This is a genomic window from Pseudomonas sp. HS6, assembly GCF_023375815.1.
Taxonomy (GTDB): domain Bacteria; phylum Pseudomonadota; class Gammaproteobacteria; order Pseudomonadales; family Pseudomonadaceae; genus Aquipseudomonas.
The window spans coordinates 1,865,251-1,886,073 of the sequence record NZ_CP067412.1 but is presented as its reverse complement, the minus strand read 5'-3'; the positions used below and the strand labels follow the sequence as shown (position 1 = coordinate 1,886,073).

The following is a 20,823-nucleotide window of genomic DNA, read 5'->3' as shown; positions in this document are numbered from 1 at the left end:
CCTTCTGGGGCTTGTGCCTCGGCCGCTTCCACCTTCGGGTGGAAGCGGCTTTTTGCTTTCTGAAAGACCAGCAGCGAGAATCGTCACCGCAAGCGGATCGGCCGCTTGCATTTCTGTTTAAGGATGAAGACGTTGGACAAGAAGGAAATCAAACGGCAGCTGGATGAGATGCTCGACGCCGGGCGCTCGAAAACCGAAACCTTCAAGGCGTTTTCGGGTGGGGCGGTCAAGGATCGGGCGTTGGCTTACTGGATTGGTTCGCACATTGACCCGGCACTGCGTCGCCAGCATGCACGCAAGGTCACGATCCTGATTGTGCTGTTTTGTATTCAGGCGCTGATCGGCGCGGTCATCGGATTTGCACTCGGTTGGAACTCCAGCATCGGGTTGGCCCTGGCACTCACGCTGATCGGTGGCGCTATCCCGCTGCTGTTTGCCTGGGGTTTCTACAAGTACTCCGCACAGACTTACACCGTCTTCGTGATCCTCACGCTCAGCCAGTTTTCACGCCTGTTCAAGGACTACGCCGAAGATCCGGTGGCCACGCTGGTCAGCGTAGGCCTCACCCTGGCCCTGGTGTTTTATGTCGCGTGGCTGAAAACCAAGCTGTTCCCTGACCTCGGTTTCATCGGTTCGAAGAAGATCAAAGGGCAGTTCGTCTTCTCCAACTGACCGGCGCAGAACCGTACAGTCATTTCCATGGCCTGGATCAATATTCGTCGGCGCGATATCCCCTACCTTGAAATTTCCAGGCCCTTGCCGCTGGATCGACTACATTGCTTGCGCGCACGTTGCTGCGCGAGCGGAACCAACCTGCCGGCGCGATAGAGAGAGATAACCCCCACGTGCCGGCAAGGTGTAGTGCAGCAAGGAGCTGTTTCAACCTCACCTGAACTTTTCACGGATGATCATCGCAATGCACTGCCTAGAAAGAACCTTCGATATCCAGCCCTTGGCGCAGGCGGATATGACTGTCCACATCAACGGCCAACCGGTCACCGCCGCCATCGGCGAAACCGTGCTCAGCGTCATTCAGTCCCTCGGTGTGCGCCAGATCGCACGCAACGATCACAACCAGATCAGCGGTGCCTATTGCGGCATGGGCGTGTGCCAGTGCTGCCTGGTGAAAATCAACGGCCGGCATAAGCGCCGCGCCTGCCAGACCGTGGTGCGTGACGGCATGCACATCGACACCCAGGCCAACCGCATTCACGGTCAGGAGGCGCCATGAGCCAGCATCCGTTAATCGTCGGCGGCGGTCCGGCGGGGATGGCTGCGGCCATCGAACTGGCGCGCCATGGTGTGCGCAGCACATTGCTTGAAGAAGCATCGCGCCTTGGCGGTGTGGTCTATCGAGGGCCGCTGCGTGACGGCGTGCAGCTGGATTATCTTGGGCCACGTTACTCCGAAGCACTGAGCAAATTACACGGCGACTTTCAGGAGCAGGCCGGGCTGATCGACGTGCGCCTCAACCACCGGGTGGTCGGCGCCGAAGGCACCCGCTCGCTGGTGGTGCTCGATGGCGATGAGCGGCTGCACGAAATCAGCTATCCGCAACTGCTGCTGGCCGCCGGTTGCCATGAACGCAGCGTGCCGTTCCCCGGGTGGACGCTGCCCGGCGTGATCATGCTCGGCGGCCTGCAATTGCAGATCAAGAGCGGCGTGGTCAAGCCGCAAGGCCCGGTGGTGATCGCCGGCACCGGCCCGCTGTTGCCGTTGGTGGCGACCCAGTTGCACGCCTCGGGCGTGAGCGTTGCCGGTGTCTACGAGGCCTGCGCGTTCGGCAAGATTGCCAAGGAAAGTCTGGCGCTGCTGAACAAGCCGCAATTGTTCCTCGATGGCTTGAGCATGCTCGCCTACCTGAAACTGCACGGCATCCCGATGAACTACGGCTGGGGCGTGGTCGAGGCGCACGGCGAGGGCGAATTGAAAAGCGTCAGCGTGGCACCGTACTCGGCGACGTGGGAGCCGGACATGAGCCGCGTCGAACGCTTCGAAGCGAAGACGCTGGCGGTCGGCTACGGCTTCATTCCGCGTACCCAGTTGAGTCAGCAAATGGGCCTGGATCACGGCTTCAGCGACGACGGTTACCTGCGCGCCAACGCCAACATCTGGCAGCAAAGCAGCGAACCGCATGTGCATCTGGCCGGTGACATGGGCGGGATTCGCGGCGGTGAAGCGGCGATGCTGGCCGGCAAGATCGCCGCCACCTCGATCCTGCTTCAGCGCGGTGTGCTTGAAGAGGAACTGGCGCGGGTCCGCCGCGACCGTTACCTGGGCAAACTCAAAGCCATCGTGCGTTTCCGTGCAGCGGTGGATCGCTACACCGAACGTGGTGTCGGGCAAATCGCATTGCCGGCGGCGGACACGGTGATCTGCCGCTGCGAACACGCGACCCGCGCCGACATCGACCGTGCACTTGAGCAAGGCGTGCAGGACATCGCCAGCCTGAAGATGCGTACCCGCGTGAGCATGGGCGACTGTCAGGGGCGGATGTGCGTCGGCTATTGCAGCGACCGCTTGCGTCAGGCCACCGGGCGCAAGGATGTCGGCTGGTTGCGGCCGCGCTTCCCGGTCGATCCGATTCCCTTTTCCGCGTTCCAGTCCCTCGGCACGGAGGCCGTTTCCCATGAGTAAGTTCTACGACGTGGTCATCGCCGGCGGCGGTGTGATCGGCGCGTCCATCGCCTATCAGTTATCCAAGCGCAAAAACCTCAAGGTCGCGATGATCGATGCCAAGCGCCCGGGCAATGCGACCCGTGCTTCGGCCGGTGGCTTGTGGGCGATTGGCGAGTCGGTGGGGCTGGGTTGCGGGGTGATTTTCTTCCGCATGATGTCGGCCAATCGCAAGCGCCAAACCCAGGGCGCGGCGGTGGCGGTGGACTCCAGCACGCCGCACATTCTGCCGCCGTCGTTCTTCGACTTTGCCTTGCAGTCCAACGCGCTGTACCCGTCGCTGCACCGTGAGTTGAAGGACAACCACGGGATGGATTTCAAGTTCGAAAAGACCGGACTCAAATTCGTCATTTATGACGATGAAGACCGGTTGTACGCCGAGCACATCGTCGGCTGCATCCCGCACCTGGCCGATCAGGTGCGCTGGCTCGATCAAGCCGCGCTGCGTGATTCCGAACCGAGCGTCAGCCATGAAGCACGCGGGGCGCTGGAGTTTCTCTGCGACCACCAGGTCAGCCCGTTCCGCCTCGCCGACGCCTACGCCGAAGGCGCCCGGCAGAATGGCGTGGACATGTACGTCAACACCAACATCACCGGCGTTTTGCATCACGGCACGCGAGTAACCGGCGTGCAGACCACCGAGGCGGGGGTGTTTCACTGCAAGACCCTGATTAACGCAGCGGGGGCGTGGGCAGCAGATTTGAGCGAATGGGCCACGGGCATCCGGATTCCGGTGAAACCGGTGAAAGGCCAGATCCTGCTCACCGAACGCTTGCCGAAAATCCTCAACGGCTGCCTGACCACCAGCGATTGCTACATGGCGCAGAAAGACAACGGCGAGATACTGATCGGCAGCACCACCGAGGACAAGGGCTTCGACGTCACCACCACCTGGCCGGAAATCGCCGGGCTGGTGCAGGGCGCGGTGCGCTGCCTGCCGGAGCTGGCGGACATCAATCTCAAGCGCACCTGGGCCGGGCTGCGGCCGGGCTCGCCGGATGAGTTGCCGATTCTCGGGCCGATGGCCGGGGTGGACGGTTACCTGAATGCCTGCGGGCACTTCCGCACCGGGGTGCTGACGTCGGCGATTACCGGGGTGCTGCTGGATAAGCTGGTCAACGATGAGCCGCTGCCGCTGGACATCACGCCGTTTCTGGCGGACCGGTTTGCAGTGGCGGTTGTAGAGGAAGAACGGGCGCTGGAGATGGCCTGATCAGAACCTTCCCGCGCATTGCGCGGGAAGGATTGATGGCGGGGCTCAGGACTTGCCCGATTGTTCTTCCAGTTGATCCGACTCGAACAACCGGGCCAGTTCCGCCCGCGCTTCCTGTGCGGTCTGCAGCACTTTGGCCGCGTCGTCGTACACCGCATGTTGAGCTTCGAGCACCTGTTCGTCGTGGTGCTTGAAGCGCTTGATCCGCGCATCGGCCTGGGCCTGGGTCAAACCGAGGCCGACCAGCGTACGACGGCTCATTTCCAGACTGGAGTAATACGTCTCCCGAATCGGATCGGCACCGACATCCACCAGACGATGCACGTGCTGCCGGTTACGCGCCCGGGCAATGATCTTCATGTGCGGGTAGAGCTTGCGCACGATTTCGGCGGTCTTGATGTTGGTCTCCGGATCGTCCGTGGCGATCACAAAATATTCCGCTTCCCCGACCTTGGCAGCGCTGAGGATTTCCGGACGCATCGGGTCGCCGTAGAACACCGGCACGCCGCCGAAACTGCGCGACAGTTCGATGGTTTCCACCGAGGTGTCCAGCGCCACGAACTTGATGTTCTGCGCCCGCAGGATCCGCGCCACGATCTGGCCCATCCGGCCCATGCCGGCGATCACCACCCGTGGGGTGTCGGTGTCGATCTGGCGGAATTTCTCCGGCACTTCCACCGGTTGCACTTTCGGGCTGACCAGCCGTGCGCAGATCAACAGCAGCAACGGCGTGACGGCCATCGAGAGAGTGATGGTCAGCACCAGCAAATCGTACAGGCGCGGTTCGAACAGGCCCTGATCGCGACCAATCTTGAACACCACGAACGCAAATTCACCGCCCGCCGCCAGCACGATGCCGAGGCGAATCGCACTGACCTTGTTCAACCCGCCAGCCAGTCGCCCGACCACAAACAACAGCGGCAACTTCAAACCAATCAACAACAGCGTCAGCCCCAGCACCGTGATCGGTGCGCTGAGCAGCAGGCTGAGGTTGGCGCCCATGCCGACGCTGATGAAAAACAGCCCCAGCAGCAGGCCCTTGAATGGTTCGATCTGCGCTTCCAGTTCATGGCGATATTCCGAATCCGCCAGCAGCAACCCGGCGAGGAATGCGCCCAGCGCCATGGACACGCCGACCATATCCATCATCCACGCCGTGCCAATCACCACCAGCAGAGCGGTGGCGGTGGAGACTTCCGGCAGACCGGTTTTCGCGACGATGCGGAACACCGGGCGCAACAGATAACGCCCGCCAATCACCACCACGGCGATGCTGCCCAAGACCTGCAAACTGTGGCGCACATCGTCGGCGGTGCTGGTGTGGTGATCGACACCCGCGAGCATCGGCACCAGAGCGATCAGCGGGATCGCGGCGATGTCCTGGAACAGCAGAATCGCAAACGCTAGCCGACCGTGGGGGCTGGTCAGTTCCTTGCGTTCAGCCAGGCTTTGCAAGCCGAATGCGGTGGACGACAGCGCCAGACCGAGGCCGAGCACAATCGCGCTGTTGAGCGGTTGGCCGAACACCGACAACGCCAGTACGCCAATCACCGAACCGGTCAAAAGCACCTGCGCCAGACCGACGCCGAACACCGATTTGCGCATCACCCACAAGCGTCGTGGTGACAGCTCCAGACCGATGATGAACAGCAGCAACACCACGCCCAGTTCCGAGATATGGCTGACGCTTTGCGGATTGCCGATCAGGCCCAACACCGACGGGCCGATGATGACCCCGGCAAACAGATAACCGAGCACCGCGCCCAGTTGCAGGCGCTTGGCCAGGGGAACGGTGAGCACCGCCGCGAACAGAAACACGACAGCGGCTTGCAACAGATTGCCTTCATGGGGCATGAGCGGGACTCCAGTAACGCAGTACGGCGGGGGGCGACAAGGATAAAGGCTGAAACGATGGCAGATCTACCGCAGAGCCTGCTTGAGCAGATGTGCTTCTGTAATATTTTGCATCAATTGGTTACATTCATAGCCTCAGCGAATCAATTCCTTCCGAGTCTCCCATGGCCATCAACTTCGACCTCAATGACCTGCAAGCCTTTCGCGCCGTGGTCGAGCAGGGCAGTTTCCGCAAGGCCGCGGACACCGTGCGCATCTCACAACCGGCCCTGAGCCGTCGTATCGAAAAGCTTGAAGATGCCCTCGGCGTGAAGCTGTTCGAGCGCACCACGCGCAAGGTCAGCCTGACTCAGGCCGGACGCGGCTTCATGCCCAGTGTCGAGCGTTTGCTGGATGACCTGGACGTAGCGTTGCTCGGCATCAGCGAAGTCGCCTCGAATCGGCAGGGCCATGTCACCGTCGCCTGCGTGCCGTCGGCGGCGTACTACTTCATGCCGCGAGTGGTTGCTCGCTATCACCAGCAGTTCCCGCGAATCAAAGTCAAAGTCCTCGACTCCAGCGCCCACGATGTGCTGACGGCGGTGGTCAATGGCGAGGCGGATTTCGGCCTGAGCTTCATGGGTACTCAGGAGGCGGGCGTGGATTTCGAGCCGCTGGTGCAAGAGAGCTACGTGGTCGCCTGTCGTCGCGATCACCCCTTGGCCGGGCGCAGCAGCGTCAGTTGGGACGAGTTTTACCAGCAGGATTACATCTCGCTGGACAAGACCTCCGGCAATCGTTTTTTGCTCGATCAGGCGCTGGCGAAAGTGGTGCCGCAACGGCCGAGCATCTGCGAAACCCTGCACGTGACGACGATGATCGGTCTGGTGGAAGCGGGATTGGGGGTGGCGGCGGTGCCGTTGATGGCGATGCCGGCGGCGGATCATCCGATCCTGACGCGGGTGCCGCTGACCGATCCGCAAGTGATGCGCAGTGTTGGCATCATCAAGCGCCGGGGTCGTACCCTGACCCCGGCGGCATTGGAACTGGAGCGGCTGGTGGTGGAAATGAAGGTCCAGCCGCCGAAGGTCAGTGCTTGACCGAATCCAGTCCCGTGGCCTGTACGTCGGCCTGGGCGGCAGGCGCGGCGAGGTAGGCGAGCAACGCCTTGGCCTCCTGCGGATGCTGCGCACCGACCGGAATCCCCGCTGCAAAACGTGTTACCGACTGCACCGATTCCGGAATCTTCCCGACAAAACTCACCCCCGGCACCGGCAGCAACTCGCTGACCTGCTGGAAACCCAGCTGATAGTCGCCGGTCGCGACCACCGAGCCCACCGGGATTTTCGGGATCATCTTCGCCTTCGGTTTCAGCTGATCTTCAACGCCGAGCTTCTTGAACAATTGCTGCTCGATGTACACGCCGCTCGCGCTGTCGGAGTAGGCCACCGATTGCGCGTCGAGCAGGGTTTTCTTCAGGGCGTCGACGTTGCTGATGTCCGGTTTCGGCGCGCCTTTGCGCACCACCAGGCCGATCCGCGAATCCGCCAATTCCACACGCGAGGCCGGGTCGACCTTGCCTTGCTTGATCAGATCGTCGAGGGCGTAGCCGACCATGATTACTACATCGGCCTGTTCACCCCGGGCGAGACGATTGGGGATCGCCTCCGGCGCCTTGCCCATCGATGGGCCGAGAATGGTGTCGAGGGTGTTGCCGGTGTTCGCGGCGAACTTCGGCCCGAGAACTTTATAGGCCGCAGTGAAGCCGCCGGAGGTCATTACCCGCAGTTCTTCGGCTTGAGCAAATGCGCTGAAGGCGAGGAGGGCGAGGGCGGTCAGATTGAAGAGCTTTTTCATGTTGGCTGACTCCTCAAGCGACGGCCGGTTGCAGACGACCACCCGCGCGGCGATACAGATACAGCGTCGCGCACAACGCACACAGCGCACCGACACTCATCCAGTAACCCGGCGCGGCTTTGTCGCCGGTGTACTGAATCAGGAAGGTCGACATTGCCGGGGTGAAGCCGCCGAACACTGCCGTCGCCAGGCTATAGGCGAGCGAGAAACCCGCCACCCGCACTTCCACCGGCATGATCTCGGTCAGCGCCGGAATCATCGCGCCGTTGTACATGCCGTAGATGAACGACAGCCAAAGCAGCGACATCAACATGTGGCTGAAGCTCGGCGCCTGCACCAGATACGACAGCGCCGGGTAGGTGGTGGCCAGGGCCAGCAGCGACATGGTGATCAGCAGTGGACGACGACCGATTCGGTCCGACAGCGCGCCACCAATCGGCAGCCAGAAGAAATTCGAAACACCCACCAGCAACGTCACCAGCAACGCATCCGACGTGCTCAGGTGCAGCACGGTTTTGCCGAAGGTCGGCGCGTACACAGTGATCAGGTAGAACGCGGTGGTGGTCAACGCGACCATCAGCATCCCGCCGAGCACCACGACCCAATTCTGGCCGAGGGTGCGGAACACTTCTTTCATGCTCGGGCGATGTTTGCGGGCGGCGAACTCTTCGGTTTCCGCCAGGTTGCGACGCAGCAGGAAGATGAACGGCACGATCATGCAGCCAACGAAAAACGGAATCCGCCAGCCCCAATCGGCGATCACGTCCGGCGCCATCCACTGGTTCAAGGCAAAGCCCAGCGCGGCGGCAACGATGATCGCGACTTGCTGACTGGCCGACTGCCAGGCCGTGAAGAAACCTTTACGGCCCGGTGTGGCGATCTCCGAGAGATACACTGAAACACCGCCCAGTTCGGCACCGGCCGAGAAGCCTTGCAGCAACCGCCCGACCAGCACCAGCGCCGGGGCGAACAGGCCAATGGTTTCGTATCCGGGCACGAGCACAATCAATATCGTGCCGCTGGCCATGATCGACAGGGTGACGATCAAACCTTTGCGCCGACCGACGTCATCGATGTACGCGCCGAGCACGATAGCCCCCAGCGGACGCATCAAAAAGCCTGCGCCGAACACTGCGAACGTCATCATCAGGGAAGCGAACTCACTGCTCGCCGGAAAGAACACTGCCGCGATCTGCGTGGCGTAGAAGCCGAACAGGAAGAAGTCGAACTGTTCGAGGAAATTGCCCGAGGTGACCCGGAAAATGGCGCCGGCCCGCGAGCCGCCGTGTGGGATTGAGGCTGTCATCGAAAAATACTCCACCGCTTTTATGACGTGCGCGACGGGGAGGCGGCGCACGGTTCTTATTGGGGCGGATAGTGGCGCAGGGGGATCGATCTGTTAATTGCATAGTTGGCATGGATTGATGTTCAAGACGGATCAATGGCTCCTCTGGCAGTTACTTCGTCGGCGCTGCCAGCACGGTTCTGGCGGCCATCGAGTCTTGCGGTGGTGCGGCGATGTTCACGAAAGTCCCGTCCCAGTCAGGGTCTATCCTGCGAATGCGTTCACGCAGATCCGGATGACCCGAGAGCAGATGAGAGCTGGAAGTGCCAGGGCCGAAAAACAGGTGGCTGAACTCGGCGGCGCGGGCGGCCTTGAGGGTCGAGCCCATTTTGTACCCGCCGATTTTCTTCAGTGCCCCGGCGATAGTGTGGGGGTCACGGGTGTATTGCACGGCCGTTGCGTCGGCCAGGAATTCGCGTTGCCGGCTGACCGCTGCCTTGATCAGGTTGCCGAAGAACGTCCCGGAGAATCCGACAATGCACAGTGCAGTGCCGAACATGCTGACCAGGATGGCCGGTTGCTTACGATTGGCAGATGAGTGTGGTGTGTCTTCAAGACCGCGCAAGAGATGGTTTCCCGCCAACCCGATCACCGTGATCCCGTGGACGATCGCGACCAGTTGGGTGTTCAGGCGCATGTCGCCGTTATAGATGTGGCTGAATTCGTGGGCGATCACGCCTTGCAGTTCATCGCGTGACAACAGGCTTATCGCACCTTGAGTGACGCCAATGACTGCATCCTGAGGAGTGAGTCCGGCAGAAAATGCATTAATGCCCAGATCTGGCAGCAGGTACACCGAAGGGGCTGCAGTGCCAGACGCCAAGGCCATTTCCTCAACCACGTTGACCAGGCGACGCTCTTCCAGAGTCCGCGCGTCATGGTTGATCAGACGACCACCCAAACGGCGCGCGACCACCTTGCCACCCTTAGCCAGTTCGACGTATTTGACCAGCCCGCCCAGTAACACGACAGCCGTTACCAGCGTCGCGACGGTCGCGAAAAACGGCCAGTTCAACGCCATGTTCTCGAGCGTTTTGCCGTATGAGATCGGCAGAATCAGGAGCATGCAGGACACAAGAATCAGGCTCAGTACGGCAAGGAACATCAACATCACGAGCTGCACTGAGCGACGCTTGGCCTGGCGCTGTTGTGCAAAGAAATTCATCTAACCATCCATGGACGTGGAGTCTGAATCAATCCAACGTTGCCGCGATCTGATCTGGCACCGGTTTACCCGCTGGGGCAGCCGTTGTAAAACTCCCGTCCCACTGCGGATCGATCCGACGAATCCGCACGCTCAGATCAGGGTGTGTTGCAAACATCCGGCTGAGTGAACCGGACACCCCGGTGCTGAAATACAGATGGTTGAACTCGGCCGCTCGGGGGGCGCCGATGGCGGAGCCTTGCGCATGGGCGCCGATTTTTTTCAGAGCCCCGACAATGCTTTGCGGATTGCGCGTGTATTGCACCGCGCTGGCATCGGCCAGGAACTCGCGCTGGCGACTGACCGCGGCCTTGATCAAATTGCCATACAGATTCCCGATAAATCCGGCCACGCTCAGTGCGACGCCGACCGCCAACACCACTAGCATCAGCCGCACGTCGCGTTTGTCGCGCTTGAGCAGGCTGGCCAGTATGTAAGTGCCAGCCAGCCCCAGCACCAGCAGGCCGTGCACCACCGCCACCAGCTGCGTATTGAGGCGCATGTCACCGTTGAAAATGTGGCTGAACTCGTGGGCGATCACCCCTTGCAGTTCTTCCCGGGTCAGCAGCTTCACCGCGCCACGGGTCACTCCGATCGCTGCATCCTCCGGAGTAAGCCCGGCCGCGAAAGCGTTGATGCTTTCATCCGGCAACAGATACACCGCTGGCACGCGGGTGCCGGAAGCAATCGCCATTTCTTCGACCACATTCATCAACCGCTGCTCGCCCAGGGTGCGCGCATTGCAATTGAGCAGGCGGCCACCCAGTTTCTCCGCAACGACTTTGCCGCCAGCCCGCAGTTGCCGATATTTCAGCAGGCCGCCGATTACCACGATGCTGCTGATGAACGATGCGATGACGGCCATCGCCAGAAATGCATCTGCCAGCGTGCCGGTGCCACTCAAGTAATCTTCAAAACCACTGAAAACGAAGGGCAGGGCGGTCAGGAAGACCAGCGAGACAATCGACAGAATCATCATGTAAACCAGTCGTCTGGTCTGGTTGCGAGCCTGGGTTTGTCGTTCAAAGAAATTCATCGGGCCATCCATGGGAAGCAAAAGTCAGAAAGTAACGTTGGGCGCGGTCTTGATTGCCAGCGTATCCGCAAACTTCAACGGTACGGCGTCGTCGCGATGGCCAAAACTGGCTGCCAGCAGCACCGCTGGAAAACTCTGCTTGAGGGTGTTGTAGGCCATGACTGCGTCGTTGAAAGCCTGGCGCGCGAAGCTCACCTTGTTTTCGGTGCTGCTCAGCTCTTCGCTCAGTTGCTGCATGTTCTGCGAGGCCTTGAGTTCCGGGTAGGCTTCCAGCGTCAGGTTCAATCGACCCACGGCGCCGCTGAGTGCGCTGTCCGCCAGCCCCAATTGCGCAATGTTCTGGGCATTGCCCGGTTTTGCTTGCGCAGCTTCAAGCCCTGCTACGGCGGCATTGCGCGCAGCGATCACGGCTTCCAGGGTTTCGCGCTCGTGGGCCAGATAGCCCTTGGCGATGCTGACCAGATTGGGGATCAGGTCATAGCGGCGCTTGAGCTGCACTTCGACCTGGGCAAACGCGTTCTTGATCTCGTTGCGCCGGGCAACGAGTTTGTTGAAAAGACTGACAGCGTAAAGGCCCAGAACCGCAAGCAGCACCAGATTGACGATGAGGTAGATTTTCACGGTGATGTCCTTGTTCACTCTGCGGGGGCGCGCGGGATCTTATCGCAAATGGATGCCGTTGACTGTATTCGCTCCGTGGCGTGCGAGCCCGAGATGGCGTTCCGGGGCACGGCTACAATCTCAAGTCCGGCATCATCAAAAAACAAGGAATGATTCCAGAACCCCGCAGTCGGAGTTCAGGTATCACTTATCTGAAGGAGGTTCACCGATGAACAACAAGACCCTGATCGCCAGCCTGGCCCTCGTCGCCGGCATCGCCGGGATCAACCCACTCGTTCAAGCGGCGCAACCCTCGACCGACACCGTCGAACGCTCGCCCACCGACGGCCGTGAACTGAAGGTCAACGACCGTGCTCCGGACATTTACCAGCGCAGCGAAAAAGCCATCAACAACTGGAAACAGAAAGGCCTCAAGCAGCCCGAGCCGCAGGCGCAGTGGGTGCAGATGAACGACAAGTACGTGATGGTGATGATTACCAACGGGACTATTGTGGATATCAAGCCGGTGGAGCGTTAACGCTCACGCTCAAAATCCCGGTGCATGCGCCCGCACCGGGCTTTCGCCCCCCAACCGATACTGATTATTCCCGCTGCGCTTGGCCTCATACATCGCCAGATCGGCAATGTGCAGCAGCCGGTCCATGCTCGGTGCATGGTCGGGGAACACGGCGACGCCGAGGCTGGTGCCGATGTGGCGTTGTTCGTTGCCGATGGTGATGGGCGGGGACAGTTCGATGAAGATTTTCTGGCAGATGCTGCGCGCTTCGTCCTGAAGGTTCAGGCCGGGTGCGAGCCCTTGCAGGATGACCACGAATTCGTCGCCGCCGATACGCGCGACTGTGTCGCTGACCCGCAAGATGCGTTTCAGACGCGTGGCGGTGGTGATCAGAACGCGGTCGCCGGCGGCGTGGCCGTAGCGGTCGTTGATGGCTTTGAAACCGTTGAGGTCGACGAACACCAGCGCCACCCGAGTCGTGGTGGCGCGCGCATGTTCCAGCGCTTCCGACAGGCGTTCTTCCAATACCAGCCGATTGGGCAGACTGGTCAGCGGATCGAAGTGGGCCAGGTGCTGGAGATAGCTGGCCGAGGCTTTTTCTTCGGTGATGTCGCGCACCACGCCCATCATCTTGATCATCGCGTCGTGGTCGTTCTTCACCACGTTGCCGGTTTCCCTTAGCCAGCGAATCGTGCCGTCGGGCCAGACCACGCGGTATTCCTCATCGTGGTTTTCACCGGTTTCCAGGCAGCGCAATTCCCCGGCACGCACCTTAGCGCGGTCGTCCGGATGTACGCAGGAGCAGAACAAGGCGTAGGAAGGCGTCACTTCGCCGATTTTGAACCCGAACATGCCGAAAATCGCGTCCGACCAATAGAGCCGGTCAGTGTCGACTTCCCAGTCCCATGTACCAATCCGGGCGAAATACTGACTGCGCTTAAAGCGTTCGGCGTCGCCATCCTGATGAATGTTCTGACCTTCGGCGGCGCGGGTGAGCAGTTCGCGATACTCGGCAAGCTGCCGACGAAGGCCACGCTCGCGGCGGATCAGCACGGCGATCACGACCATCAACACAACGACAATGGCGAGGCTGATCCAGAGTTGAGTCATTCAAGCGGTGCTGGCATGGCGTATTGATCAGGATTGGTAGCGGGTGGCCATCATCCATCACGGCCAACGTGGGGTCAAACGGTTGCCAATGGCCGGCATTTCTGGGAAAACGGCGGCCAGCGGAACAATAGAGTGAATGTTATGAATGATGAACTGCAGATAATCGATCTTCAGACCGGCGACGGAAAAGCCGCCGTCAAAGGCGCATTGATCACCACCCAATACACCGGTTGGCTGGAAGACGGCACCGAGTTCGACTCTTCCTGGAGCCGGGGCAAGCCGTTCCAGTGCGTGATCGGCACGGGCCGCGTGATCAAGGGCTGGGACCAAGGGATTATGGGCATGCAGGTCGGCGGTAAACGCAAATTGCGGGTGCCGGCGCATCTGGGGTATGGCGAGCGGACGATGGGCAAGATTCCGCCGAATTCGAATCTGGTGTTTGAGATTGAGTTGCTGGAGGTTTTGACGCGGGAGGATTGAATCTCGCGGGACGAGTGCGTTGTGATGAGGGGCGTTCCTGATCACAACGTCCGGCATGCAAGGACTCGATGAGTCAGGTAAATGCCTCAATATCGTCAAGCGTGTCTGCGATCACGCCTTCCAGCGAGGGAAATCTTGTCTTTACTTCTTCCAGCGCTGAGAGGGCAGCATCTTTGTCCAGCTCGCCGTGCCTGCGAGCGATGTGGCCTAGAGCGGTAATGGCGGAGGTGACAATTGACTCATTGCTGCTGGCGAAATACTTCAGGCAGGTTTGCTGAGCCCAGATTCTGTCTGATTCGTTCAAACCAATAGAAATCAATCCAGCGACAACATTCCTTTCCATGCCGCTTTCAAGAAGCCTCACTGCTTCATCGTGGTTCACTGTTGGCTCTTGATAGGAAAGACTCAACTATTCCCGAACTCCGATAAAAAGATCTAGCTCAGTTGGTAGGTGTTCATTAAGGACTGAAGCGATTTGCCGGACCTGACCTTCATTCAATAACCATTCTCCGGTCTCACTTTCTTCTAGGCTTTCCCAACCCAGCAATGCTAGAACCGCAGCTTCAGCTCCAGGCCTCACTGTCAGTTCAAACTTCAAAGAATCGTCCTCTTCATCACCTTTCAAAAAGCCACTTATCCATAAAAACATTAAAAGCCTCCTGTATTACTTCGGGGTAGATCTCTCGGGATCTGCGGGATCTATCTGTTCACCGGTTTCGTGGTTGAACTCGCCAAGGTGTTTGCCTTGTTTGTTGTAAAGCTCAATAGCGCCAGTCTTGCTATCCCATTCATATATTCGCCCCTTCCGGTCCTTCCAGCGGCTTCGCTTGCCTCCTCCACCCTGAACGCTGCTTTTTGATTTGACTGGTTGGGCATCCGGGAATGCGGGCAGTGTCCGTGGGGGCCTGTGGTATTTGATATCGCCGCCCAGTGCTGGCCTGGAAAGCACAACATACAGAGGCTGCACCCCGGAGTCAGCCGGAAACACAAGGATGAAATCCTCGTACTCTGGCGGATAAAGCGGGCTGACGATGATTTTGTCTGCTTGTTCTGTCGGCGGATAAATCCAGATAGTCGGTGTTTGCGGGGCACTTTCCAGCGGCGGGATACCCGAAGTGCTGGATGGGTCGACAGCTGGCGTCCAGGTCAATGTGATGCCATTGCCAAAGTCAGCCACCTGTCGAGAGCCTTGAGCAACGAATTGCACGACCGGAATCATTTCCCAGTCAGGGCGCTTCTGAGTGTTGTACCCGTACCCTTTGAGACTGCCATCGGCCTGTTGCTCTACATGCAGCCGGATACGTGTTCGGCCCTCCTTCAGTGATCTGAGCTGTTCTTCGGTATAGAGCGAACTGTCCCCCAGATTCGATGGCCACAGAAGTGCAACCATTCCCGCCAATGCACCTCCTGCAACGCCGCCCGTGACTACGCCAACACTGGAAGTGGCGCTTGCGCCGGCGCCAGTAAAAGCAGGACTGCCCAACACAAGAGTGCCCAGTGCGGACGGCAAATTGACACCGCTGATTTTTTTGAGGGGAATGTTTCCCGACGCATCTTTTTCGCGCCCCCCAAGCAGTGAGAACGCTCCAAAGTCGGCAAGCCTTTCGACAGGAATAAACCCTGCCGGGCTTTCATGGTTGATGACGCCATCGGGGAGGTTGCAGCTTTTGGCGAATACACAACCTACGGCGCTGAGTTGACTCTGTCGTGGCGTCTGCCGAACAAAACGATCTTCATAGGCTTGTTGTCTGGCCAGCATATCGTCGTATTTCTTTTGTCTGGCATCCTGCGCTGCGAGTTCGGTAGCAGTCATGAAGCGGGTAGTGATGTGTTGCCCGTCACCTGACGGCGGATTTTGAATCCGGGGGAGGAGTGTTTTTCGAGGCATGAGCGTTCTTGTTTCATCTTTTCAAAGCGTGGAGGACGCTATCTGAATGAGAGTTTGAAAGATGTAGGACGCTTCTGAAGCTCAGATGGTTGTTACAAAAAAGCACTCTCGATAATGCCCATGGGACATCAGCCCTGTGATTGTAAAAACCAAACCCGCTGATTCCTTTTAAGGAGCCAGCGGGTTTTTTCTTGCCTTTTACCTGAGGCGTTACGCAGCCATCGCCATCTCATCCAGCGTTGCGGCAACCGCGCTGGTCAGGCTCGGAAATCTACGTTTTACGCTGTTAAGTACCGGCATGACGCGGTTCCGGTCCAGTTTGCCGTGATCGCGGGCGAGCTGGACGAGGGCTTCGAGGGCGGCGGTGACGATGGATTTTCTTTCGCTTTCGAGCAGGAGCAGACAGGCCCTTTCGGCCCATTGGCTGTCTTTCTCGTTGAGGCCGATGGAGATCAGGGCGGCGACGACGTGTGCATCGGATTTGCTTTCCATGGGGTGTTCCTCAGGTCGTGGCATCGAGAGTGTCCAGCGCCCGGTTCACGGCGAGTTCGCCACACATCACCACTTGGGCGATGCCCAGCACGGTACTGCGGTAGGGCGGATCCAGCAGCGCGGCGAAGTCGCTGAGCATCACGCTGGCCGAAGTCATCGATTCGCAGGCGTGGGCCAGCAGGGCATGTTGATCCAGGTCGGGGGCGACGAGGAACATGCGGCCGGGGCAGTGTTGTTTCGGGGCGGTGGGTTTCAGGTAGTGGTCGAGGGCGCGCTCGGCGGCTTCGTGGAGTTTTTTTGAATCGGTGGAAGAGTAGGGCGAAGTCGGGTCGGACTCGTTGTGTGCGTCTTTTTCGGGTGGATCGGGTACGTGTTTGAACATTTGCCTAGAACCTTTAATTGAGGCTTACACCGTCATTGCGACTAAACAATTAGGTGGCAGCTATGCGCAGGTTAGTCGACCGGTGGTTCTAAGCATTCCCGGCGCGCCCGAAGACGCCCTACGCACAGCTACCATTGAGCACAGGCACAGACACCTGACTAAATGGACTGCATGCAACTTAAAACCGTCCGAGCGACTAAACCCGTTCACTGACCATTCAGTGATGCGAATCAAGTTACGGGCAGGCCCCAAACTGCACAAGCCGGCGGATTCTGGCGTAGTTGTAGGCAAAGGCGCAAGGCAATGTAGCCTCTCGGATGGGGGCAAAATGATGCGTCATTTTTCAGTCCGCCATCGCGAGCAAGCTCGCTCCCACAGGGTTCTGTGTCGGCTTATCAGGTGTGCCGGCTCGCGCATTTCTGCTTTGTGATACCGAATATTTAATAAGCCACTTCTAGCTTGATTTATATCGGTTTCGATATAGCCTGCATGGCACATCCAGCACAAGGAAACAGGCTCAACCATGAAGGATCATCAAAACCCACCCCAGCGTTTCTCAAGCGTCTGGGATGCACTGGAAGACACGCCGCAGGAAGCCGCGAACATGCGCCTGCGGGCCAAACTGATGCGCACGCTTTGCGAAACAATTCGTGCCTGGGAGCTTCCACAGAAAGAGGCGGCCAAGCGCCTCGGCATCACTCAGCCGCGCCTCAACGACGTACTCAACGGCAAAATCGACAAGTTCTCTCTGGACGCGCTGGTCAATCTGTCGGCCGCCGCAAAACTGGACGTAGACCTCTGCTTCTCGTCGTCCCCGCCACTGCAATGGGCCTGACAGACGAGGGTTCCCAACGGCCCTGCCTCTGAAAAGCCTTCCAGAGGCGGCGCCGTTTGACGCGCCGCCTCATTCTTCCACATCAAAATCTCAAGCCGCGACGGACGGTTGAAAACTAGCCTTGCCCCTTTCGATTCGAACGGCGACTATGCTCACCATATAGGGGTAGGGGGTATAGGTATGTCGCACACGCACGAACACAAAGGCGAGTTGCTCAACCGGGTCCGGCGCATTGCCGGGCAGGTTCAGGCGGTTGAACGGGCGCTGGAGTCCGAGGCCGATTGTGCCAAGACGTTGCATCTGATGGCGGCGATTCGCGGCGCGGTCAACGGTTTGATGGAGCAGTTCATCGAGGCCCACGCCCGCGAGCATGTTGCCCATCCCGACCTCAGCGATGAAGCCCGCGCCCAAGGCGTGGAAGAATTGCTGCAAGCCATTCGCCGTTATTCCAAGTGAGCACCGACACCATGAATCTGACGACGCGCTCTGACGACTTTTCCCACGATCACCAGTTCCTCGGTGCGTCCCATGACGACAACGCGCGCCGCACCTTGTGGGTCGTGGCGCTGACGTTCGTGATGATGATCGGCGAAATTGCTGCCGGTTACCTCACCGGTTCCATGGCGCTGCTGGCCGACGGATTCCACATGGCGACCCACGCCGGCGCCTTGGGTATCGCGGCGGCGGCCTATGGTTTTGCCCGGCGCAACGCCAACAACCGTCGTTACAGTTTCGGTACCGGCAAGGTCGGCGATCTGGCGGGGTTTGCCTCGGCCATGGTGCTGGGGCTGGTGTCGCTGGGCATTGCCGGGGAATCCGTTTTCCGCCTGTTCGAGCCCACCAGCGTAGCGTTCGGCGAGGCCACCTTGATCGCTGTGGTCGGCCTGGGCGTCAACCTGCTCAGCGCTTTTTTGCTGGCTGGTCATCACGGTCATCATGACCACGGCCATAGCCACGATCATGGTCATCACCACCATCACGACAACAACCTGCGCTCAGCCTACGTGCACGTACTGGCCGATGCGTTGACCTCGGTGCTGGCGATTGCCGCGCTGCTTGCCGGTCGCTATCTGGGCTGGGTGTGGATGGATCCGGTGATGGGCATCGTCGGTTCCATCGTCATCGCCAAATGGGCCTGGAACCTGATGCGTGACAGCGCCGCCGTGCTGCTCGACACCACCGATGAACCGGTGGCCGAGGAGATCCGCGAACTGCTGGAAACCTCCGACGATGTGCGCATCAGCGACCTGCACGTCTGGCAGGTCGGCCCGCAGGCGCGGGCGGCGATTGTCAGCGTAGTCGCGGCGGCTGGCGTGACTGCCGAAGCAATTCGCGAGCGGCTGGCGCCGGTACATGAGCTATCGCACCTGACGATCGAATTGCGCAGCGCTTAAGTCGTTGCCTCGCAGAGCATTGGAATCCGCCCATTGAGGGAAGGGCGGTAATGCCAGGCGAACCGCTTCAGGTCGATGTCATGGACGAGGATTTCACCGACAGTGGCGCAGGCAATGGTCATCGCCATCCTTTGTCCTGGGCATTGGTGACGACCGCTGCCGAACGTGAAGCTGCGGCGGTTCGGGCGATTCGGCAGAAAGTGATCCGGGTTTTCATTCAGCGCCGGGTCGCGGTTGGCCGAGGCCAGCAGCACCAGAATCACGTCACCTGCTTCAAGTCGGACACCGTCGATTTCGCAGGTGTTCGCGACAAATCGTCGGGTGTTCTGTACCGACGGGTCGAAGCGCTGGACTTCGGCCAGTAGCGAATCGACTGACGCGTCGTGTAATTCAGGCTGACGCTGCAACGCCACTAGCGCATTGCCGATCAGCCCGGCGGTAGCCTCGAACGTCTGCGAACAGAGGCCGATCAGGTTGGCGATCAGTGCGTCTTCCTCGCCTGAAAAGCGCTGTTGGATGTCGGCGAGAAACGGGTTCGGATCTGCCAGTAATTCAATGAAGTAACCGTGCAATTGCTCCGCCGCTCGATGCGCTGCCGCCAGTTGCAGGTCATTGCTCAGCGGTGAAAGGCACGCTGCAAAATCGGCGGTCAGCTCACTGATCGTCCGCGCTTGTGCCGGGGTGAATCCGAGCAAAGCCGCGACCACGCACACCGGGCCGCGAAACATGGCCTTATATAAGCCGTCGGCATCGTTGGTGATCAACCGCGCGGCGACCAGCGCTTTGACGTCCTCCAAATCAATCAGCCCCAGCGGCGGCTCAATGGCCGAACGCGGACAACGCTGACCTTCACCATCATTCATGCGCATCAGTTGGCCGAACACCTTGCCCGCCATGCCATCGGCGATGGCTGTGGGCACTGGCTCATGCACCGGACGCACCCGGCAGTCCGGATGCGTCAACACCGCGCAAACCGCCCGGGCACTGCTGGCGACCCACAGTTTCAGTCCGTGATGAAAGGTCAGCCCGCCCGCTGCGCGCAATTCGGCGTAGTAAGGATAGGGATCGGCGTAAGTCGCAGCGATGAGCGGGTCCATGGATCGCAACCTTGTGCTGGGGAAAGTATTGCTACTATCTCCAGTCCTTGAAGGCGATGATTCGTCCGGGAGCGAAGTATGCACGCAGAACATCAAGACATCGGCGTCTCGCAGGTGGCCGCCGCCATCGCGGAACCGGCGCGAACCAAAATGCTGTGCTCGCTGATGGACGGCCACGCCCGCACAGCCACGGAGCTGGCGACCCTCGCCGACGTCAGCGCCTCGACCGCCAGTGCGCACCTGGCCAAACTCAAGGACCTGTCGCTGGTGCGCCTGCATGTGCAGGGCCGCCACCGTTATTACAGCCTCGCCGACAAACGTGTGGCCCATGCTCTCGAAGCGCTGATGGTCATCGGCCAGAACCCCGCACCGACCTTCAAACCGCAGACGCCGGATCGCCTGCAATTTGCCCGCACCTGCTACGACCACATGGCCGGGACGCTGGCGGTGTTGCTGCATGACCGGTTGCTGGAGGGCGGTTGGCTGGTGGAAACCGATGAGCAGGCGTACCGCTTGAGCGAGAGCGGAGAGGCGCTTTTCGAAGGGTTGGGCATTGAGGTCAGGGATCTGTCGAGCTTGCGCCGACGCTTTGCCTGCCCGTGCCTGGACTGGAGCATGCGCCGGCCGCATCTGGGTGGATCGCTCGGTGCGGCGTTGTTGCAGACCGCGTTGAAGCGCAAATGGGTGACGCAGGATCTGGACAGCCGTGCGCTGGCGTTGACGGCAGTGGGGCGCAAGGAAATGACTGCACGATTCGGAGTGCAATGGCCGCAAGCGATGCAGCCTGACCCGATGCGTAAATCCTCGACCATTGCGGCTGACAGCCGAGTGCAATAAACCTGACTGACGAAGGGTCGTTTTACG

The 20,823-nt window shown here is 59.9% G+C and carries 24 protein-coding genes; 11 read left to right on the top strand and 13 right to left on the bottom strand.

Annotated elements, in window-relative coordinates:
* The first annotated feature begins 132 nt into the window (after nucleotides 1–132).
* From JJN09_RS08645 to hcnC, 4 genes are all read left to right on the top strand, one after another.
* Nucleotides 133–672 (top strand): hypothetical protein, encoded by a 540-nt coding sequence (locus JJN09_RS08645; RefSeq protein WP_249486807.1) that lies wholly within the window; start codon nucleotides 133–135, stop codon nucleotides 670–672.
* Between the two features lie 244 nt (nucleotides 673–916).
* The gene (gene hcnA / locus JJN09_RS08640) at nucleotides 917–1,231 is read left to right on the top strand and encodes a cyanide-forming glycine dehydrogenase subunit HcnA (protein WP_249486805.1); all 315 of its coding nucleotides are present in this window, start codon (nucleotides 917–919) and stop codon (nucleotides 1,229–1,231) included.
* Nucleotides 1,228–2,637: a cyanide-forming glycine dehydrogenase subunit HcnB gene (gene hcnB / locus JJN09_RS08635; protein ID WP_249486803.1), complete on the top strand. Its 1,410-nt coding sequence runs from the start codon at nucleotides 1,228–1,230 to the stop codon at nucleotides 2,635–2,637. The genes hcnA and hcnB overlap by 4 nt, the downstream gene beginning before the upstream one ends.
* The gene (hcnC, locus tag JJN09_RS08630) at nucleotides 2,630–3,889 is read left to right on the top strand and encodes a cyanide-forming glycine dehydrogenase subunit HcnC (protein WP_249486801.1); all 1,260 of its coding nucleotides are present in this window, start codon (nucleotides 2,630–2,632) and stop codon (nucleotides 3,887–3,889) included. The genes hcnB and hcnC overlap by 8 nt, the downstream gene beginning before the upstream one ends.
* Before the next feature lie 45 nt (nucleotides 3,890–3,934).
* Here hcnC and JJN09_RS08625 read toward each other — a convergent pair whose 3' ends face one another.
* Nucleotides 3,935–5,743: a monovalent cation:proton antiporter-2 (CPA2) family protein gene (locus JJN09_RS08625; RefSeq protein ID WP_249486799.1), complete on the bottom strand. Its 1,809-nt coding sequence runs from the start codon at nucleotides 5,741–5,743 to the stop codon at nucleotides 3,935–3,937.
* A 164-nt stretch (nucleotides 5,744–5,907) separates the two neighbouring features.
* Between JJN09_RS08625 and JJN09_RS08620 the strand changes: the two genes are divergently transcribed.
* Complete coding sequence (locus JJN09_RS08620) at nucleotides 5,908–6,822, top strand: LysR family transcriptional regulator (protein WP_102622005.1); 915 nt, start codon at nucleotides 5,908–5,910, stop codon at nucleotides 6,820–6,822.
* On the opposite strand, the gene JJN09_RS08615 is transcribed toward JJN09_RS08620, so the two are convergent.
* The 5 genes from JJN09_RS08615 to JJN09_RS08595 form a co-directional block, all read right to left on the bottom strand.
* Nucleotides 6,812–7,579: a substrate-binding domain-containing protein gene (locus JJN09_RS08615; protein ID WP_249486797.1), complete on the bottom strand. Its 768-nt coding sequence runs from the start codon at nucleotides 7,577–7,579 to the stop codon at nucleotides 6,812–6,814. The genes JJN09_RS08620 and JJN09_RS08615 overlap by 11 nt on opposite strands.
* Before the next feature lie 13 nt (nucleotides 7,580–7,592).
* Nucleotides 7,593–8,885, bottom strand: coding sequence for an MFS transporter (locus tag JJN09_RS08610; protein ID WP_249486795.1), 1,293 nt, complete (start codon nucleotides 8,883–8,885; stop codon nucleotides 7,593–7,595).
* 151 nt (nucleotides 8,886–9,036) lie between these two features.
* Nucleotides 9,037–10,089 (bottom strand): M48 family metallopeptidase, encoded by a 1,053-nt coding sequence (locus tag JJN09_RS08605; protein ID WP_249486793.1) that lies wholly within the window; start codon nucleotides 10,087–10,089, stop codon nucleotides 9,037–9,039.
* Between the two features lie 28 nt (nucleotides 10,090–10,117).
* A complete protein-coding gene (locus JJN09_RS08600; RefSeq protein WP_249486791.1) occupies nucleotides 10,118–11,164 on the bottom strand; it encodes a M48 family metallopeptidase in 1,047 nt (348 codons plus the stop codon).
* Between the two features lie 24 nt (nucleotides 11,165–11,188).
* On the bottom strand, nucleotides 11,189–11,785 hold the full coding sequence (locus JJN09_RS08595; protein ID WP_249486789.1) for a LemA family protein: 597 nt from the start codon (nucleotides 11,783–11,785) through the stop codon (nucleotides 11,189–11,191).
* Nucleotides 11,786–11,993: 208 nt separating this feature from the next.
* On the opposite strand from JJN09_RS08595, the gene JJN09_RS08590 reads away from it, so the two are divergent.
* Nucleotides 11,994–12,302 carry an RcnB family protein gene (locus tag JJN09_RS08590; protein ID WP_249486787.1) on the top strand — a complete coding sequence of 103 codons (309 nt, stop codon included), beginning with the start codon at nucleotides 11,994–11,996 and terminating at the stop codon, nucleotides 12,300–12,302.
* Between the two features lie 9 nt (nucleotides 12,303–12,311).
* Here JJN09_RS08590 and JJN09_RS08585 read toward each other — a convergent pair whose 3' ends face one another.
* Nucleotides 12,312–13,391, bottom strand: coding sequence for a sensor domain-containing diguanylate cyclase (locus JJN09_RS08585; RefSeq protein WP_249486785.1), 1,080 nt, complete (start codon nucleotides 13,389–13,391; stop codon nucleotides 12,312–12,314).
* Between the two features lie 141 nt (nucleotides 13,392–13,532).
* On the opposite strand from JJN09_RS08585, the gene JJN09_RS08580 reads away from it, so the two are divergent.
* The gene (locus tag JJN09_RS08580) at nucleotides 13,533–13,871 is read left to right on the top strand and encodes an FKBP-type peptidyl-prolyl cis-trans isomerase (RefSeq protein ID WP_249486783.1); all 339 of its coding nucleotides are present in this window, start codon (nucleotides 13,533–13,535) and stop codon (nucleotides 13,869–13,871) included.
* A 73-nt stretch (nucleotides 13,872–13,944) separates the two neighbouring features.
* Here the strand turns inward: JJN09_RS08580 and JJN09_RS08575 are convergent, their stop codons facing one another.
* The 5 genes from JJN09_RS08575 to JJN09_RS08555 form a co-directional block, all read right to left on the bottom strand.
* Nucleotides 13,945–14,253 (bottom strand): hypothetical protein, encoded by a 309-nt coding sequence (locus tag JJN09_RS08575; protein WP_368388978.1) that lies wholly within the window; start codon nucleotides 14,251–14,253, stop codon nucleotides 13,945–13,947.
* A gap of 27 nt (nucleotides 14,254–14,280) precedes the next feature.
* Nucleotides 14,281–14,520 (bottom strand): pyocin S6 family toxin immunity protein, encoded by a 240-nt coding sequence (locus JJN09_RS08570; RefSeq protein ID WP_249486780.1) that lies wholly within the window; start codon nucleotides 14,518–14,520, stop codon nucleotides 14,281–14,283.
* Nucleotides 14,521–14,535: 15 nt separating this feature from the next.
* Complete coding sequence (locus JJN09_RS08565) at nucleotides 14,536–15,759, bottom strand: colicin E3/pyocin S6 family cytotoxin (RefSeq protein WP_249486778.1); 1,224 nt, start codon at nucleotides 15,757–15,759, stop codon at nucleotides 14,536–14,538.
* A gap of 210 nt (nucleotides 15,760–15,969) precedes the next feature.
* Entirely contained in the window at nucleotides 15,970–16,251 is a 282-nt protein-coding gene (locus tag JJN09_RS08560; RefSeq protein ID WP_249486776.1) for a hypothetical protein, read from the bottom strand.
* 10 nt (nucleotides 16,252–16,261) lie between these two features.
* Entirely contained in the window at nucleotides 16,262–16,633 is a 372-nt protein-coding gene (locus JJN09_RS08555) for a DUF6124 family protein (protein ID WP_249486774.1), read from the bottom strand.
* Nucleotides 16,634–17,156: 523 nt separating this feature from the next.
* Here JJN09_RS08555 and JJN09_RS08550 point away from each other — a divergent pair.
* The 3 genes from JJN09_RS08550 to dmeF all read left to right on the top strand — a co-directional run bounded on the left by JJN09_RS08550 (nucleotide 17,157) and on the right by dmeF (nucleotide 18,862).
* Entirely contained in the window at nucleotides 17,157–17,468 is a 312-nt protein-coding gene (locus JJN09_RS08550; RefSeq protein ID WP_192558340.1) for a helix-turn-helix domain-containing protein, read from the top strand.
* Nucleotides 17,469–17,648: 180 nt separating this feature from the next.
* Nucleotides 17,649–17,924 carry a metal/formaldehyde-sensitive transcriptional repressor gene (locus tag JJN09_RS08545; RefSeq protein ID WP_065258432.1) on the top strand — a complete coding sequence of 92 codons (276 nt, stop codon included), beginning with the start codon at nucleotides 17,649–17,651 and terminating at the stop codon, nucleotides 17,922–17,924.
* Between the two features lie 11 nt (nucleotides 17,925–17,935).
* Nucleotides 17,936–18,862 (top strand): CDF family Co(II)/Ni(II) efflux transporter DmeF, encoded by a 927-nt coding sequence (gene dmeF, locus JJN09_RS08540; protein ID WP_119427132.1) that lies wholly within the window; start codon nucleotides 17,936–17,938, stop codon nucleotides 18,860–18,862.
* Here dmeF and JJN09_RS08535 read toward each other — a convergent pair.
* Nucleotides 18,859–19,959 carry a cytochrome P450 gene (locus JJN09_RS08535; RefSeq protein WP_249486772.1) on the bottom strand — a complete coding sequence of 367 codons (1,101 nt, stop codon included), beginning with the start codon at nucleotides 19,957–19,959 and terminating at the stop codon, nucleotides 18,859–18,861. The two genes, dmeF and JJN09_RS08535, sit on opposite strands and share 4 nt — an antisense overlap.
* A gap of 78 nt (nucleotides 19,960–20,037) precedes the next feature.
* Between JJN09_RS08535 and JJN09_RS08530 the strand changes: the two genes are divergently transcribed.
* Nucleotides 20,038–20,796 carry a helix-turn-helix transcriptional regulator gene (locus JJN09_RS08530; RefSeq protein WP_249486770.1) on the top strand — a complete coding sequence of 253 codons (759 nt, stop codon included), beginning with the start codon at nucleotides 20,038–20,040 and terminating at the stop codon, nucleotides 20,794–20,796.
* Nucleotides 20,797–20,823: the final 27 nt, after the last annotated feature.

What these genes read in the sequence shown, in the direction of transcription:
- JJN09_RS08580 (WP_249486783.1), top strand. Translation starts at nt 13,533, where the DNA reads ATGAATGATGAACTGCAGATAATCGATCTTCAGACCGGCGACGGAAAA.
- JJN09_RS08605 (WP_249486793.1), bottom strand. Translation starts at nt 10,089, where the DNA reads ATGAATTTCTTTGCACAACAGCGCCAGGCCAAGCGTCGCTCAGTGCAG.
- JJN09_RS08590 (WP_249486787.1), top strand. Translation starts at nt 11,994, where the DNA reads ATGAACAACAAGACCCTGATCGCCAGCCTGGCCCTCGTCGCCGGCATC.
- JJN09_RS08610 (WP_249486795.1), bottom strand. Translation starts at nt 8,885, where the DNA reads ATGACAGCCTCAATCCCACACGGCGGCTCGCGGGCCGGCGCCATTTTC.
- hcnC (WP_249486801.1), top strand. Translation starts at nt 2,630, where the DNA reads ATGAGTAAGTTCTACGACGTGGTCATCGCCGGCGGCGGTGTGATCGGC.
- JJN09_RS08585 (WP_249486785.1), bottom strand. Translation starts at nt 13,391, where the DNA reads ATGACTCAACTCTGGATCAGCCTCGCCATTGTCGTTGTGTTGATGGTC.
- JJN09_RS08565 (WP_249486778.1), bottom strand. Translation starts at nt 15,759, where the DNA reads ATGCCTCGAAAAACACTCCTCCCCCGGATTCAAAATCCGCCGTCAGGT.
- JJN09_RS08620 (WP_102622005.1), top strand. Translation starts at nt 5,908, where the DNA reads ATGGCCATCAACTTCGACCTCAATGACCTGCAAGCCTTTCGCGCCGTG.
- JJN09_RS08555 (WP_249486774.1), bottom strand. Translation starts at nt 16,633, where the DNA reads ATGTTCAAACACGTACCCGATCCACCCGAAAAAGACGCACACAACGAG.
- JJN09_RS08530 (WP_249486770.1), top strand. Translation starts at nt 20,038, where the DNA reads ATGCACGCAGAACATCAAGACATCGGCGTCTCGCAGGTGGCCGCCGCC.
- dmeF (WP_119427132.1), top strand. Translation starts at nt 17,936, where the DNA reads ATGAATCTGACGACGCGCTCTGACGACTTTTCCCACGATCACCAGTTC.
- JJN09_RS08550 (WP_192558340.1), top strand. Translation starts at nt 17,157, where the DNA reads ATGAAGGATCATCAAAACCCACCCCAGCGTTTCTCAAGCGTCTGGGAT.
- JJN09_RS08570 (WP_249486780.1), bottom strand. Translation starts at nt 14,520, where the DNA reads ATGTTTTTATGGATAAGTGGCTTTTTGAAAGGTGATGAAGAGGACGAT.
- JJN09_RS08600 (WP_249486791.1), bottom strand. Translation starts at nt 11,164, where the DNA reads ATGAATTTCTTTGAACGACAAACCCAGGCTCGCAACCAGACCAGACGA.
- JJN09_RS08560 (WP_249486776.1), bottom strand. Translation starts at nt 16,251, where the DNA reads ATGGAAAGCAAATCCGATGCACACGTCGTCGCCGCCCTGATCTCCATC.
- hcnB (WP_249486803.1), top strand. Translation starts at nt 1,228, where the DNA reads ATGAGCCAGCATCCGTTAATCGTCGGCGGCGGTCCGGCGGGGATGGCT.
- JJN09_RS08545 (WP_065258432.1), top strand. Translation starts at nt 17,649, where the DNA reads ATGTCGCACACGCACGAACACAAAGGCGAGTTGCTCAACCGGGTCCGG.
- JJN09_RS08615 (WP_249486797.1), bottom strand. Translation starts at nt 7,579, where the DNA reads ATGAAAAAGCTCTTCAATCTGACCGCCCTCGCCCTCCTCGCCTTCAGC.
- hcnA (WP_249486805.1), top strand. Translation starts at nt 917, where the DNA reads ATGCACTGCCTAGAAAGAACCTTCGATATCCAGCCCTTGGCGCAGGCG.
- JJN09_RS08625 (WP_249486799.1), bottom strand. Translation starts at nt 5,743, where the DNA reads ATGCCCCATGAAGGCAATCTGTTGCAAGCCGCTGTCGTGTTTCTGTTC.
- JJN09_RS08535 (WP_249486772.1), bottom strand. Translation starts at nt 19,959, where the DNA reads ATGGACCCGCTCATCGCTGCGACTTACGCCGATCCCTATCCTTACTAC.